Below are 14515 nucleotides of genomic sequence, written 5' to 3'. Positions count from 1 at the left end.
CCGAGGTGATGCAACGTAGATCACCCGATCAGCTTGAACTGGTCGACATCGACCATGCCCTTGTCGGAAATCTTCAGATGCGGGATCACCGGCAGCGGAAGGAAGGCGACCTGGAGGAAAGGTTCTTCGAGAGTCGTTCCAAGGGCATAGGCGGCTTTTCTCAAGCTGTGCAGCGTGTCGCGCACGCTCTCGTAGGGCTCGAGGCTCATCAGGCCGGCGACGGGGAGCGGGATTTCGCCGGTGACCTTGCCGTCCTCGACCACAACGAAGCCACCCTTGATCTCGCCCAGCCGGTTGGCCGCGAGTGCCATGTCTTCCTCGGAGACGCCGACGACACAGATGTTGTGGCTGTCATGGCCGACGGTCGAGGCGATCGCACCCTTCTTCAGGCCGAAACCCTGGACGAAGCCGTTGGCATGGTTGCCGTTCTTGCCGTGTCGCTCGATGACGGCGACCTTGATCACGTCGTTTGCGAGATCGACGGAGGTCTGGTTGCCGGAGGTCGGCAGGCGGTAGCGGCGGTGTTCGGTGATGATCTTGCCGGGCATCACGCCGATCACGGGCGTTTCGCCTTCTGCCACCGGCACGCCGAAATCTGCGGCCTTCACCTCGCTCGCCTTGACGCTGTCGAGGCCGACGGGGGCGACAGCTTTGCGGCTGGCGAAGAGTTCGTTGGTCACGCGGCGACCGGCGGAAAACACCATCTCGGCCTTGCAGTTTTCCAGGCTGTCGATCACGACGAGATCGGCGCGCCAGCCCGGCGCCACCAGGCCGCGATCACGCAGACCAAAGGCGCGGGCGGCGGAAATCGAGGCGGCGCGGTAGACGGCGAGCGGCTCGACGCCGTGTCTGATCGCCTCGCGGATCATGTAGTCAAGATGGCCCTGTTCGGCGATGTCGAGCGGGTTGCGGTCGTCGGTGCAGAGCGCCAGGAAGGGCGAGAGCCGCTCGGTCAGGATCGGCATCAGCGCGTGGAGGTCCTTCGACACCGAGCCTTCGCGCACGAGGATATGCATGCCCTTGCGGATTTTCTCCATGGCTTCCACCGCACTTGTGCATTCGTGGTCGGTCCGGATGCGGGCGGAGAGATAGCCGTTGAGGTCCCGGCCGGAGAGAAGCGGCGAATGGCCATCGATATGGCCGTCCTGGAAGGCTTCGAGCTTGGCCATGCAGATCGGATCCTTGTGGATCACGCCCGGGAAATTCATGAACTCGGCAAGGCCGATGACCTTCGGGTGGTTGCGGAAGGGCAGGAGCCTTTCGATCGGCAGGTCGGCGCCTGAGGTCTCGAGATGCGTCGCCGGCACGCAGGAGGAGAGCTGGACACGAATGTCCATGATCGTCTGCTCGGCGGAGTCGAGGAAGAACTGGATGCCCTCGGTGCCGAGCACGTTGGCGATCTCATGCGGATCGCAGATCACGGTCGTCACCCCATAGGGCAGGACGCAGCGGTCGAATTCATGCGGCGTGACCAACGAGCTCTCGATATGCAGGTGCGTGTCGATGAAGCCCGGCACCACGATCTTGCCGGTGATGTCGATGACCTCGCTGCCCTCGTAGTTCTCGACCGTGCCGATGATGGTGTCGCCGCAGAGGGCGATGTCCGACGCGACCAATTCGCCGGTGACCAGATCGAAGAACCGCCCGCCCTTCAACACGATGTCCGCCGGCTCGCGGCCGGTGCCCTGGTCGATGCGGCGTGCGAGGTCTGTCATGGGGGTACTCCGATTCCGTCTGCTCCGTTGAGTGTAACGGTCACGACCGGGCAGGGGAAGAAGTGACAGGCGAGGCGACCGGCGTCTAACCGCCGATTAACCCTCTCCATTCACCGGAATTTCGGAGGATTGGGATAGGGTCTCTCCAAATATCCAAGGGGATCGCCATGATCGAAGTTCCAGTCACGTCGCGCATCATCAAGTCGGTCTATTTCAGCCAGGAGGACGGGCAGCTGCGCATCTGCTTCAAGAATGGCGAGGAGCGGCGGTTTGAGGGCGTGGCGCAAGCCAAGGTCGCCGAGATGTGCTCGGCGGAGTCGCCCGGTCAGTATTATATCGAGCATATCCGCCGCCAGTTCCGGCGCATCGCTGCCTGAGGCGACGACGCTTCAGGTCGGATCGCGAACATTGCCGCCGCAGAGGATGGTCGCGACCTTCAGGCCGACCATATCCGCGTTCCGAAGCATGATCCCCGCAAGACCGGCGGCGCCGGCTTCCTCCACCACCAGTCCGTAATGCTGCACGCAGAAACGTCTCGCTGCGGCGATCGTTTCCTCGTCTACCTCCCAGACCTCGTCAACCGTCGTCTTCATGTTCTCCAGCGCGTAGGGCACGCATTCGCGAACCGCGATGCCATCGGCAGCGGTGGCAGCCGTTTCGGTAGACACCAGAGTGCCGCTCTCGAAGGAGCGCTTCATCGCGGGCGCGGCTGAAGCGACGACGCCGATCACCCGGCATTCCGGCGCGTGCGCCCTGATCCAGGTTCCGACGCCGGTCAGCAGCGCGCCATTGCCGAGCGGCACGACGATCGCATCCAGCCGGATATTTCTCTCCTCCAATTGCCCGGTGATTTCGTAGGCGATGGTTCCGGCGCCCTCGGCGATTTCCTTGAGCGCGCCGTCCTCGACGAAGGCATAGCCCTTGGCCCCGGCGAAGCTGCGGGCGGCCGCCTTGGCTGCGTCGAAATCTTCTCCTTCCAGCCGCACCTCGGCGCCAAGCCTTCGCATCGCCTCGATCTTTCCCGGATTTGCAGTGGTTGCTGCGTAGATGATGACGGGACGTCCATGCTTGCGACCGGCATAAGCGAGCCCCTGGCCGAAATTGCCCGCCGAGGCCGAGACGATGGGATCGTTGCCCGGCGGCTGGCTTTGTATCCACCAGTCGGTGCCGCGGCCCTTGAAGGAGCGGATCGGGTTCAGCGTCTCGACCTTGGCGAAAAGCCGGAGCCCCAATGTCTCGTTGGCGCGCTGCTGCTCGATCAGCGGACTGTTGGCGAAAAGCCTGTCGATGCTGCCGGAGGCAGTGGCGATGGCGGCTGCGGTAGGAAAGGATTGCTGTGTCATGGCCGACATCATGGCGGCGTCTTTGCGATTGAAGTTCCCGATTTTTGCGCCAGTATGGATAATTATCCCGACCATAGCCCATCAATCGAGAAAATTCCCATGTCAGTCGATAAACCCGACCGCGCCATCCTGCGCGAGATGCAACGCGATGCGACGCTGACGATCGCGGAGCTTGCCGATCGTGTCGGACTCTCTCCGTCGGCCACGCAACGTCGCCTGCAGAAACTGCGGGACGATAAGGTGATCCTTCGGGACGTTTCTGTCATCGATGGCAAGAAGGTCGGCTCCGGCGTCGCGATGCTGGTGGAGCTGGAGCTGGAACGCGACCGGCCGGAACTCCTGCCACCGCTTCTCCGCTGGATTTCAGAGACACCGGAAGTCCAGCAGGCCTGGTGTGTTACAGGCAGGGGTGATTATACGCTGGTGGTCGTGGCGGGGTCTGTCGAGCATTTCGATGCCTTCGCCGACCGCATGATGGAACGCAATCCGAACATCCGCAAATTCACGACCAGTGTCGTCCTGAAGACGCTGAAGCAGACGCTCGCCGTCCACCTGGACCCACCGGCGGGCGAGCGTTAGAGGATCGCCACCCGCGAGCCGAAGGGGGTCTCGTCGTCGAAGTTCTGGGTGCCGATACGCCGGCTCTCGCCAGACAGCGTCTGCTGGTCCGGTTCGCTCTCGGCCTCTTCCCAATCGGGGAGCGGCTCTCCCCATTGCCGGGCATGGGCCTGATCCTCGTCCGTCGCTGTCTCGCCCTCCGCCTGGCGGCGTTCCAGCTCCTCGCGGGCGGCGTTCTCAAGGTCCAGAAGATCGGCGTTGATCTGTGCCTGCCGCGCGGCGATCCATGCGTTGTAGGCCTCTGAACCGATCGCGAGCGTGCTGCCGACATTGGTCGGGATCGAGGCTTCGCTGGGGGATATGCGTGTCACCGGGTCGACCATGGACTTCTCCTCATGGGGACCTGCCAGCCTGTCCGGCGCCGGTTGACCTGATGTCAGCGGCATCTGGGCTGCTGGCTGCTTTCGCGATCGACCGGTCCAGATGCTGTCATCCGCCTCTGGCGCTGGCCGTGCTCATACCGCTACAAGATAGGGCGAACGGGGGTTTTGCGCAAGGAGAGTGGAGTCCGGCGCAGGAGTTGAGGGTTTGAAGCGCCGTCACTCGCCCCTGGTGCTATCGAATCTGTCATCCACCGGAACGCCCAGAGCCGTAGCCAGCGCATTGGTCCGGCTCGCCATGGCGATCACCGCCAGCAGTTCCGCATGCATCTGTGGCGTCATGCCCTTCGCCTTGGCGGAGGCCGTGTGAGAATGTACGCAATAGCCGCAGCCATTGGCCGTGGACACCGCGACGTAGATCAGTTCCTTGACCAGCGGATCGAGCGCGCCGGGGGCCATGACCGTCTGGATGCTCTCCCAGACCGAACGAAGCTGCGCCGGATCGTGCGCCAGAGCGCGCCAGAAGTTGTTGACGTAGTCGGTGCCGCGTTTTTCGCGAATGTCGTTGAAGACGGCGAGCGCTTCCGCGTTCGCCTCCTCATCACCAAGCAGGGGAAGGACGGCCATTCGTTCGGACCTCAGACCAGGGCCAGAACGCGGGCCGGGCCTCCGGTGCCACCCTTGTGCTTCGGCGCGCCGACGACGATGGTCGCGCCCTTGACCGGCAGTTCCTCCAGGTTGTTGAGGCATTCGATGCCGTAACGGCCGGCCGGAAGCCAGCTGTTGTGCACGGCGAAGTCGGCCGAATTGCCGGGGTCGAGCGACAGCGTATCGACGCCGATGGCGGCAACATCCAGCGTCGCAAGCAGATCGGTCGCCGATTTGCCGAAACCGGGGAAGGCAAACTTTCCTTCGCCGTCGTTGCGGAACGAGGGGTCCGTAACCTTCTTGGCCCAGCCCGAGCGCAGGGCGACGACGGCGCCTGCGGGAATCTCGCCATTGGCGCTGATCCAGGCTTCGACATCGGCGGCCTCCACGGTGGCGTTGGCCTCGTCCTTGGCCCGGTCGGTGATGTCGATGATGGCGAGCGGCGCAACGAGCTTTTCCGGCTCGATCTGATCGACGCTGGTGCCGTCGGCGCTGAAATGGAACGGCGCGTCGATGTGTGTCCCGGTATGCTCGAAGATCGTCAGCTTGTGCAGCTGGTAGCCATTTCCGGCGAACTCCACCGCCCATTCGTATTCAATGCCCGGCTTGCCGTCGAAGGTCGGGAACGAGCCGTCATAGGCATGGGTCAGGTCGACGACCTTGCCCGTGGTCTCCTGCGCCAGCACCGGCGCCCTGGAGCCGCTGGCGACGACCGCAGCACTGGCGATCGCCATGCCCTTGAACAGGGAGCGGCGCGACAGCATGTTCCGTTTCACGTTTTCAATTACGCAGTGATTGCACATCGGTTCACCCTCTTCGTTTTGGTTTTTACGCGATGAGAGTACCGAAAGTGGCTGCGTCGGCAAGGGGTGCGCGGTGTCGGCGTGCGCCCCGCCTCAGCCCACGATTTCGACGCTGAAGCCGAACCGCATCTCCTCACCTGCCGCCAGCGCCACAGTGTAGGGCCGCTCCACCAGTTCGGCGGTGCCGTCGGCGTGGGCCGCCATGCCATGCCAAGGCTCGATGCAGATGAAAGGGGCGCCGGGTTTCTGCCAGAGGGCGAGGTTGGGCAGGTTGTCGAAGCGGAAGCGCAGCGAAGGTCCGCCGCTCGCGCTGTAGGTCAGTCCGGTGCCCGCGCCTTCCGGGAAGATCATCGCATCCGCGTCGAATTGCGAAGGGTCGAGCACCAGCTTGCCCTGCCTGAACGGCGAGGGGTGGCGGTCGGGTGAAACGAGGCCATTCTCAAGCCGGACGAGGTCGGGTTCGGCGCTGTTGTCGAGCGCGACCGTGTGCGTTTTGCCCGCCGCTCCCGGAAGCGGCCAGAGGAAGGCGGGGTGGAAGCCGATTCCGAAGGGCATGGAGGAGGCGCCAGTGTTCCGGACCGTTGCGGTTACGGTGAGGGTCTTCGCAGCGACGCGATGTTCGAGTTCCAGCAGGAAATCGAACGGATAGACCGCGCGCGTCTCGTCGGTCGCGGTCAACTGGTGGCGGCAGAAGTCTTCGCCGCTGTTGACCACGACGAATTCGCTGCGGCGGGCAAAGCCGTGCTGCTTCATCGGATAGGGCTTGCCCGCAATCAGCAGCGTATCATCGGGCGCCTTCCCGACGATCGGAAACAGGATCGGCGAGCGCCCGGACCACCATGTCGCTTCGCCGTCCCACAGCCAGTCGCGGCCATCGGCGGACTTCAGCGACTGCATCTCCGCCCCCAGCGAGGCGACCTCGACGGTAAGGCTATCGTTCGCGATGCGGATCGTGTCGGTCATGGTCGTCTCCTTCGGCCCTTGTCTTGCGTCGCACCATAAACGTTCGAGAGGGGATTTTCGCCTCCCGCGACGGGAATGTTTTCGGTGCCTGTCGCTTGACAGATCGATAACCGGACGGTTATTTGGCTAATCAATAGCCAATGGGTTATGAATTAGATGAATGAAACCACGGACGCGATCTTCAGCGCGCTTGCGGATCCCACGCGCCGCGCGATCTTCGAACGCCTGTGCCGAAAGGGCGCGCAGACCGTCGGCGCTCTGACGGCGGAGGCCGGCGTATCGCAGCCGGCGGTCTCGAAACACCTCGGGGTCCTGAAGCGGGCGGGGCTGGTAGAGGATCGGCACGAGGGGCGGCAGACGCATTATACCGCGCGGTTGGAGGCACTGGCGCCGCTTGCCGACTGGACGAAACAGATGACCGGCTTCTGGGAAAACCGGTTCGACGATCTCGATGATCTGCTGAAGAGGATGGACCAATGACTGCAGCCGCTGAAAAGACGCTCTCTGTCGTCGTCGAGAGGGAGTTTCCGCATCCGCCGGAGAAGATTTGGCGGGCGCTGACGCAGCCGCACCTGATCGAGGAATGGCTGATGAAGAACGCGTTTTCACCGACCATCGGCCACGGTTTCACGCTCAGCGCCGACTGGGGGACGGTGACCTGCGAGGTCAAGGCCGTCGAAGAGCATCGCCGGCTTTGCTATACTTGGGACGCCGCGCCCCTCGAAAGCCTCGTAACCTGGACGCTGACGCCGACGGAAAGCGGCACCCTGCTGCGCATGGAGCAGACCGGCTTCCGCCACGACCAACCGATGTTCTACGGCGGCGCGAAACAGGGCTGGCCGCGCTTCCTCGACCGGTTGGAGGGCGTGCTGGCCCGCATAAGCTGACGCGCCACTCCGCAACTCACAGCTTTCATCGTCAATCTTGCGACGTGACCCGTGTGGGTCGCGCTGCGTCCTCGTGCCGTTTCGCGGCCGATCAACCATGGGCCCACCGCCCTGCAAACCGGGAGATTTCACCTTGAACTGGAACAGGACAATCCGCCAATGGCACCGTTTTCTGTCGATGGCCTTCACACTCGCCGTCATCACCAATATCGGCGCCATGATCATGCAGGTGGACGCAATGTGGATCGGTTTTCTGGCGCTCGTGCCGCTCATTCCGCTGCTCGTCACGGGGATCTATCTGTTCCTGCTGCCCTATGTCGGAGGTCGAAACCGGTCAGCCTGACCGTACCGGCGCCAGAACGGATGCGGGGAGCTCGATCTCCTTGAGGACATCGATAAAGGCGCGCAGTGCCGGCGGCACTCTGCGGTGGCCGGGATAATAGAGATAGAGACCGGGGAAGGGCGGGCACCAATCGAGCAGGACCGGTGTCAACCGGCCGTCCGAGAGCGCCTCGCGGGCGGACTGCTCGGAGACATAGGCGATACCGAGGCCGGCGATCGCGGCGTCGGTCATCAACGCCTGGTCGTCGAGCGTCAGCCGGCCCGGCACGTCGACCGCCAATTCCTGGCCGTGCCGCTCGAACTCCCAGCGATAGAGCTTGCCGCTCGGCATGCGGTGGCGGATGCAGTCGTGGGCGGCGAGGTCTTCAGGTGTCGCGGGCGTGCCGGCGCGGGCGAGATAGTCCGGCGAGGCAACGCAGATGAACCGCGCCTCGGGTCCGAACCGAATGGCGACCATGTCGCGCGGTACGGTTTCGCCGAGCCTGACGCCGGCATCGAAGCCGCCTTCGACAATATCCACCAGCCGCCCTTCGCTGACGATATCGACGGAGACCTGCGGGTGGCGTTTCAGGACTTCCGGCACGACATGGCGCACGAGCAGGCCCACCACGCCGGCGGCGGCGTTGATACGGACGGTGCCGGCCGCTGTCGAGCGATAAGGGTCGACCTCGTCCAGCGCCGAGGCGAGGTCGATCAGCACCGGCGAGAGGCGTGCCAAGAGGCGTTCGCCGGCTTCGGTGACGGCGACGCTGCGCGTGGTGCGGTTCAGGAGTCGTACACCCAAGTCTGTTTCAAGTGACCGCATCGTGTGGCTCAGCGTGGAGGGCGAAACGCCCATCTCGTCGGCGGCCTTGCGGAAGCTGCGATGCGTGGCGACGGCCACGAAGACCTTGAGGTCGCTGAGGGATGGCTCTGTCATTGCTGGCAATTATTCAGCAAGTCATGCAATATTCAAGGGATAATTTCAATAAAGCTCAGCTGCTATCTATCGGGTCAGGACGTCGACACAAGGAGATGAACGTCATGAAGACCTGGATGATCACCGGCGCCAATTCCGGATTTGGACGTATCCTCACCGAGAAACTGCTTGAGCGCGGCGATCGCGTGGCGGCTACTGTGCGCCGACCCGAAACGCTTGCCGATCTTTCCGCCGCCCATGGCGACCGGCTTCTCATCGTCACGCTCGACCTGCGCGATGGCGCGGCGATCGAGGCCGCCGTGGCGAAGGGCTTCGACGCTTTCGGCCGTGTCGATTTTGCGGTCAGCAATGCGGGTTACGGTGTTTTCGGCGCGGCCGAGGAGGCATCGGATGTCGAGATGAAAGAGATCATCGACACAAATCTGATCGGCTCTATCCGGTTGATCAAGGCGCTGCTGCCGCGGCTCAGGGCGCAGGGCGGCGGGCGCATTCTGCAGGTCGCTTCCGAGGGCGGCCAGATCGCCTATCCGGGCTTCAGCCTCTACCACGCCACCAAATGGGGCATCGAGGGGTTCGTCGAAAGCGTGGCGCAGGAGGTGAGGGGATTCGGCATTCAGTTCACGATCGTCGAGCCCGGCGCAACGCGCACCAACTTCGGCGCTGGTATTGTGATGTCCGAACCAATGGACGCCTATGACGGCACGCCGCCCCGCGCGCTCATCGCGGCCGCCCAGAGCGGTGACTGGGTGATCGCCGGCGACCCGGTCCGCATGGTCGATGCGATCATCGCCTCGACGGAACGCGAGGAGGCGCCGCTTCGGCTTACGCTCGGCGTCGACGCCTATCATCATGTACGGGAGGCGCTGACGGCGCGGCTTGCGGCGCTGGAGGCACAGAAGGACATCGCGCTTGCGTCTGACTACACGCCAGACGAACTGGCGCGCCTCTAGGGATACGGCCTGGCATCCGATACAAACGAAGAAGCGGCCGTTTCCAGCCGCTTCCGTAGTTGGCTTGATGTTCGTCGGTCTCAGTCGACCGAAACGGTCTTGCCGTCTTCCCACTTGTAGACGGCGAAGCTCTGCGAGGTAAGGTCGCCGGTTTCGCCGTAGGTCACGGCGCCGATCGCGGTCGGGATGGCTTCGCCCGACTTCAACGCGGCGGCAACGGCTTCGGCATCCTCGGCGGAGCCAGCCTTCGCTATGCCGGCGGCGATCACTTCGACGGCGGCATAGGCGTTCAGCGTGAAGGCCTCGGCCGGAATGCCCTTGGCGGTCAGCGCATCGGCGGCCGCTTTGCTGTCGGCGTTCTTCAGCGCGTCGGCGGCGTTCGTGTAGATCGTGCCATTTGCGGCATCGCCGCCGGTGGTGACGTATTCGCTGTTCGACAGGCCGTCGCCGGCGATCAGCTGCACGCTCATTCCGGCATCCTTCATCTGGCGGGCCAGCAGGCCGGCTTCGGGATGATAGCCGCCGAAATAGAGAACTTCTACGCCTTCCGACTTCAGGCGGGTGACGAGCGCTCCGAAGTCCTTGTCTCCGGCGTTGAGCGCGTCGTTGAACACTTCCGTGACGCCACCTGCGTTCAGCGATACCTTGAAGGCATCGGCGAGGCCCTTGCCGTACTGACCCTTGTCGTTGAGAATCGCGACCTTCTTGTCCTTGTAGGTGTCGAGCACGTATTTCGCGGCAACCTCACCCTGCTGGTCGTCGCGACCGCAGGTACGGAATACGGTCGAGAAGCCCTGGGCGGTCAGTTCCGGCGAGGTGGCTGTCGGGGTGACCATCAGCACGCCGTTTTCGGCGAAGACGGCGGACGCCGGGACCGATACGCCCGAGGTCACCGGGCCGACGACGAAGCGGATGCCTTCGCCAACCAGCTGGTTGGCGGCCGATACGCCCTGCTTCGGCTCGCCGGCATCGTCGGCGACCTTCAGCACGAGCTGCTCGCCGTTGACGCCGCCCTTCTTGTTGATTTCCTCGATGGCCGTCTCGGTGCCGTTCTTAATCTGCGCGCCGATGGCGGCGAGCGGTCCGGTGAGCGGCGCGACCATGCCGATGGTGATGTCGGCATAAGCGGCGGGTGTGGCGGCGAAAAGCGCGACAGCAGCCGCGCCGGCGAGAAGGTGAAATTTCATGTCCGTCTCCTTGGGTCGGCACGACCGATCTCTGCCGGTTCTGGCGCCATTTGGGTTATTTTGTTGCTCCCCATCATTGCTTTAGACAAAAACGAAGCATGAAAAAAGGCCGCTAGAGAGCGGCCTTCTGTCTCGGTACGGCGAAGTCCTCAGATATTCGCCATCAGCACCTTGCGGAGCTTGTCGAAGAGTTCGTCGATCTGCTCGGTGGTAATGATCAGCGGCGGCGAGAGCGCGATGATGTCGCCGGTTGTGCGGATCAAGAGGCCGGATTCATAGGCCTTCAGGAAGGCGTTGAAGGCGCGCTTGGTCGGTTCGCCGTCGATCGGCTTCAGTTCGATCGCGCCGATTAGGCCGAGGTTCCTGATGTCGATGACATTCGGGCAGTCGCGCAGGGAATGCAGCTTCTCTTCCCAGTAGGGGGCGATCTCCGCCGCACGGGTCAGCAGGCCTTCTTCCTTGTAGGTGTCGAGCGTGCCGAGGGCGGCGGCCGAGGCGATCGGGTTGCCGGAATAAGTATAGCCGTGGAAGAACTCGATCATGTGTTCCGGGCCGGTCATGAAGGCGTCATGGATTTCCGCCGTCACGAAGACCGCGCCCATCGGGATGACACCATTGGTCAGGCCCTTGGCGGTCGTGATGATGTCAGGCTTCACGTCGAAATACTGGGCCGCGAAGGGTGCGCCGAGACGGCCGAAGCCGGTGATGACCTCGTCGAAGATCAACAGGATGCCGTGCTTGGTGCACAGTTCGCGCAGGCGCTGCAGATAACCCTTCGGCGGGATCAGGACGCCGGTCGATCCAGCGACCGGCTCGACGATGACGGCGGCGATGGTCGAGGCGTCATGCAAAGTGACGATGCGCTCCAGCTCGTCGGCGAGATCGCCGCCATGCTCGGGCATGCCCTTGGAGAATGCGTTCTTGCCCGGCTGGTGGGTGTGCGGCATGTGGTCGACGCCGGTCAAAAGCGTGCCGAACATCTTGCGGTTGGAGACGATGCCGCCGACCGAGATGCCGCCGAAGTTGACGCCGTGATAGCCGCGCTCGCGGCCGATCAGGCGGGTGCGCGAGCCCTGTCCCTTCACGCGCTGGTAGGCGAGCGCCACCTTGAGCGCCGTCTCGACCGATTCCGAACCGGAATTGGTGTAGAGCACATGCGCCATGTTGTCGGGTGCGAGGTCGATCAGGCGGTTCGCCAGCTCGAAGGCCTTCGGGTGGCCGAGCTGGAAGGCCGGCGCGTAGTCGAGTTCGCCAGCCTGCTCGCGGATCGCCTCGGTGATCATGGGGCGGCAGTGGCCGGCGTTTACGCACCAGAGGCCGGCGGTGCCATCGAGCACCTGGCGGCCGTCATGGGTGGTGTAATGCATATCCTTGGCGCCGACGAAAAGGCGCGGCTCCTTCTTGAACTGCCGGTTCGCGGTGAACGGCATCCAGAAGGCGCGCAGGTCGTTGGGCGTGGACGTAAGACGGTTGGACATCGAAATCTCTCCAGGCCATTTGCGTGACGGGCGGCCGAACCCCGGTTGTTGGCGGCAAATCATGCCTGATATTTTGAGCGCTTGCTCAAATTATCAGGGCGCTTGGGGCCGTCAAGGCGGCATCAGCAAACGTCATGGATTGCCTGTCTGGCGGTGATGATCATGCGCCGGCAACTCGTACCGGTCGAGTCCAAAAAGGGTAACCGTGGTGCCCTGTCATCGGTCCTTCTTGGAGGAGGCGTACGCCTTGAGGCGCACGTGCATTCCCTCATTCATTCCTTGATATCAGTCAATTTTCGGAGGCATCATGTCAGACCGCCAGAAGACGCGCGCGCGTCCCAATCCGCGCCGCCAGATTGCAGAAAGCTACTGTTCCATCCTCAACGAGGGCATCCGCCGCCGTTCCGTGCTCAAGGGCCTCGTCGCCGGCCTCGGCGGTGTCGCGCTTGCGCCGCTGCTCTCCTCGCAGCCGGCCGCCGCGGCCGGCGGCGGCTCGCTATCCTTCAACGAATTGGAGCGCGTGCGTGACGATCGCGATCACTGGCCGGAGGGCTACGACCGGCAGGTGCTGATCCGCTGGGGCGACGCGCTCTTCCCCGACAGCCCGGCCTTCGATCTCGCCACCCTCGACGGCAAGGCGGCCGAGCGCCAGTTCGGCTATAACAACGACTTCACCTATTTCATGCCGCTGCCGCATGGTGCGGCGACCGCCGACAATGGCCTGATGATCGTCAGCCACGAATATGCCTCGCCCTTCCTGATGTTTCCCGGCCTCACCGACGAGGACTACCGCGACACGCTGACGGACGACCAGATCCGCGCCATCATGGCGAGCGTCGGCCTCAGCATATTCGAGGTCCGCCGCGCCGACGGCAAATGGTCCGTGGTGCTCGACAGTTCCTACAACCGCCGCATCCACATGGGCACCGACATGGCGATCTCGGGACCGGCGGCCGGCGATGACCGGCTGAAGACCAAGGCCGATCCGACCGGCCGGGCCGTGTTCGGCACCATCTCCAACTGCAATGGCGGCATCACCCCCTGGGGCACGATGCTGTCGGGCGAGGAGGGCGCGATGGACGTCTTCGCCGGCGACTACACCGTCCTGCCGAATCAGGAACTGGTTGAGCGACAGGGCTGGGACGAGGAGGACAACGACATTTATGCCGCCGGCCGCCTGGAATCGCGGCTGCGCTTCGAGGACGAGCCGAACGAGTGGATGCGGTTCGACTGGGTGGTCGAGATCGATCCGCTCGATCGATCGGCAAAGCCGGTCAAACGCACGGCGCTCGGACGCTTCACCCATGAGGGCGCGCAATGCGCCGTAGCCCCGGATGGACGCGTCGTCGTGTTCATGGGCGACGACGACGACTTCGAATATCTCTACCGCTTCGTCACCCGCGATCCGTGGAACCCGAACGACCGCGCAGCCAACCGCGACCTGCTGGACGAGGGCACGCTGTCGGTGGCGAAATTCGAGAGCGATGGCACGATGCGCTGGCTGCCGCTCATCGCCGGCGAAGGGCCGCTGACGGCCGAGGCGGGCTTTGCAAGCCAGGCCGACGTGGTGCTCAACACGCGCGCGGCTGCCGACCTCTTGGGTGCGACGCCGATGGATGCGCCGGAGGGGTTCGTCGTGCATCCGCAGACCGGCAAGCTCTATGTGGCGATGACCGAAAACGAGGACCGGCTGGCGGCCGGAGAGGGCGATGAAGCCGAGCAGGTTAATGCCGCCAATCCGCGCGGGCCGAACCCGCACGGCCACCTCCTCGAACTGGTGCCGCCGGGTGCCGGTGACAAGCCGGACTATGCCGCCGAGACTTTCCGCTGGGACGTCTTCGTGCTCTGTGGCGATCCCGCTGTGGCGGAGGACGGCGCGATGTTCCACGCCTCGACGACCGCGAACGGCTGGTTCACCGACCCCGACAACCTGGCGGTCGACCCGGCCGGGCGCCTTTGGGTCGCGACCGACGGTCCGCCGCCGGAAGGCATTGCCGATGCGCTCTACGTGATGGAGACGGAGGGCGAGGGGCGGGCACTGCCGAAGCTCTTCTACATCCCGCCGGTCGGGTCCGAATGCTGCTCGCCGACCTTTACGCCCGACGGCACGTCGGTGTTCATCTCGATCCAGCATCCCGGTGAGCTGCGGATGGATGACAACGAGGATGCCACGTCGATCGCCGACATCGGCACGCTCTGGCCGGACTTTGCCGACGGCATGCCGGCCCGGCCCTCGCTTATCGTTCTCAGCCGCAACGACCAGGCCGTCGTCGGCAGTTGAGCTTCGGCGACGAAAAAGCCGGCGGATCGAGGATCCGCCGGCCAGTCTCTCTTGCATATAA

At 64.0% G+C, this 14515-nt stretch carries 16 protein-coding genes; 7 read left to right on the top strand and 9 right to left on the bottom strand.

What is annotated here, in order from left to right:
- Nucleotides 1–20: 20 nt before the first annotated feature.
- Complete coding sequence (gene ade / locus J5J09_RS15435) at nt 21–1715, bottom strand: adenine deaminase (protein WP_208551942.1); 1695 nt, start codon at nt 1713–1715, stop codon at nt 21–23.
- 167 nt (nt 1716–1882) lie between these two features.
- On the opposite strand from ade, the gene J5J09_RS15430 reads away from it, so the two are divergent.
- Nucleotides 1883–2092, top strand: a complete 210-nt coding sequence (locus J5J09_RS15430) for a KTSC domain-containing protein (protein WP_208551941.1) — start codon at nt 1883–1885, stop codon at nt 2090–2092.
- Between the two features lie 12 nt (nt 2093–2104).
- Here the strand turns inward: J5J09_RS15430 and J5J09_RS15425 are convergent, their stop codons facing one another.
- Nucleotides 2105–3058 (bottom strand): threonine/serine dehydratase, encoded by a 954-nt coding sequence (locus tag J5J09_RS15425; protein ID WP_208551937.1) that lies wholly within the window; start codon nt 3056–3058, stop codon nt 2105–2107.
- A gap of 99 nt (nt 3059–3157) precedes the next feature.
- On the opposite strand from J5J09_RS15425, the gene J5J09_RS15420 reads away from it, so the two are divergent.
- Nucleotides 3158–3637: an Lrp/AsnC family transcriptional regulator gene (locus J5J09_RS15420; RefSeq protein WP_208551936.1), complete on the top strand. Its 480-nt coding sequence runs from the start codon at nt 3158–3160 to the stop codon at nt 3635–3637.
- On the opposite strand, the gene J5J09_RS15415 is transcribed toward J5J09_RS15420, so the two are convergent.
- From J5J09_RS15415 to J5J09_RS15400, 4 genes are all read right to left on the bottom strand, one after another.
- Nucleotides 3634–3999 (bottom strand): hypothetical protein, encoded by a 366-nt coding sequence (locus J5J09_RS15415; RefSeq protein WP_208551935.1) that lies wholly within the window; start codon nt 3997–3999, stop codon nt 3634–3636. The two genes, J5J09_RS15420 and J5J09_RS15415, sit on opposite strands and share 4 nt — an antisense overlap.
- Nucleotides 4000–4215: 216 nt before the next feature.
- Complete coding sequence (locus tag J5J09_RS15410; protein WP_208551933.1) at nt 4216–4623, bottom strand: carboxymuconolactone decarboxylase family protein; 408 nt, start codon at nt 4621–4623, stop codon at nt 4216–4218.
- A gap of 11 nt (nt 4624–4634) precedes the next feature.
- Nucleotides 4635–5447 (bottom strand): cyclase family protein, encoded by an 813-nt coding sequence (locus J5J09_RS15405; protein ID WP_208551931.1) that lies wholly within the window; start codon nt 5445–5447, stop codon nt 4635–4637.
- Nucleotides 5448–5540: 93 nt separating this feature from the next.
- Complete coding sequence (locus tag J5J09_RS15400; protein WP_208551930.1) at nt 5541–6410, bottom strand: aldose 1-epimerase family protein; 870 nt, start codon at nt 6408–6410, stop codon at nt 5541–5543.
- Nucleotides 6411–6566: 156 nt separating this feature from the next.
- On the opposite strand from J5J09_RS15400, the gene J5J09_RS15395 reads away from it, so the two are divergent.
- The 3 genes from J5J09_RS15395 (at nt 6567) to J5J09_RS15385 (ending at nt 7640) form a co-directional block, all read left to right on the top strand.
- Nucleotides 6567–6890, top strand: a complete 324-nt coding sequence (locus tag J5J09_RS15395; protein ID WP_208551929.1) for a metalloregulator ArsR/SmtB family transcription factor — start codon at nt 6567–6569, stop codon at nt 6888–6890.
- Entirely contained in the window at nt 6887–7297 is a 411-nt protein-coding gene (locus J5J09_RS15390) for an SRPBCC domain-containing protein (protein ID WP_208551928.1), read from the top strand. Before J5J09_RS15395 ends, J5J09_RS15390 begins: the two co-directional genes overlap by 4 nt.
- A 133-nt stretch (nt 7298–7430) precedes the next feature.
- Complete coding sequence (locus tag J5J09_RS15385) at nt 7431–7640, top strand: hypothetical protein (RefSeq protein ID WP_246745851.1); 210 nt, start codon at nt 7431–7433, stop codon at nt 7638–7640.
- Here J5J09_RS15385 and J5J09_RS15380 read toward each other — a convergent pair.
- Nucleotides 7632–8558 (bottom strand): LysR family transcriptional regulator, encoded by a 927-nt coding sequence (locus J5J09_RS15380; RefSeq protein ID WP_208551921.1) that lies wholly within the window; start codon nt 8556–8558, stop codon nt 7632–7634. The genes J5J09_RS15385 and J5J09_RS15380 overlap by 9 nt on opposite strands.
- Before the next feature lie 95 nt (nt 8559–8653).
- Here J5J09_RS15380 and J5J09_RS15375 point away from each other — a divergent pair, with 95 nt between their 5' ends.
- On the top strand, nt 8654–9508 hold the full coding sequence (locus J5J09_RS15375; protein ID WP_208551915.1) for an SDR family oxidoreductase: 855 nt from the start codon (nt 8654–8656) through the stop codon (nt 9506–9508).
- Between the two features lie 80 nt (nt 9509–9588).
- On the opposite strand, the gene J5J09_RS15370 is transcribed toward J5J09_RS15375, so the two are convergent.
- Together J5J09_RS15370 and J5J09_RS15365 are read right to left on the bottom strand one after the other, a co-directional pair.
- Complete coding sequence (locus tag J5J09_RS15370) at nt 9589–10695, bottom strand: branched-chain amino acid ABC transporter substrate-binding protein (RefSeq protein WP_208551911.1); 1107 nt, start codon at nt 10693–10695, stop codon at nt 9589–9591.
- A 149-nt stretch (nt 10696–10844) separates the two neighbouring features.
- The gene (locus tag J5J09_RS15365) at nt 10845–12173 is read right to left on the bottom strand and encodes an aspartate aminotransferase family protein (protein ID WP_208551907.1); all 1329 of its coding nucleotides are present in this window, start codon (nt 12171–12173) and stop codon (nt 10845–10847) included.
- 307 nt (nt 12174–12480) lie between these two features.
- On the opposite strand from J5J09_RS15365, the gene J5J09_RS15360 reads away from it, so the two are divergent.
- Nucleotides 12481–14454 (top strand): PhoX family phosphatase, encoded by a 1974-nt coding sequence (locus J5J09_RS15360; protein WP_208551905.1) that lies wholly within the window; start codon nt 12481–12483, stop codon nt 14452–14454.
- Nucleotides 14455–14515 lie beyond the last annotated feature (61 nt).

The sequence above is a fragment of the Ciceribacter sp. L1K22 genome (assembly GCF_017599385.1).
Classification (GTDB): domain Bacteria; phylum Pseudomonadota; class Alphaproteobacteria; order Rhizobiales; family Rhizobiaceae; genus Allorhizobium.
The sequence above is the reverse complement of the archived record's forward strand: the minus strand, read 5'-3'. Positions and strand labels throughout refer to the sequence as shown.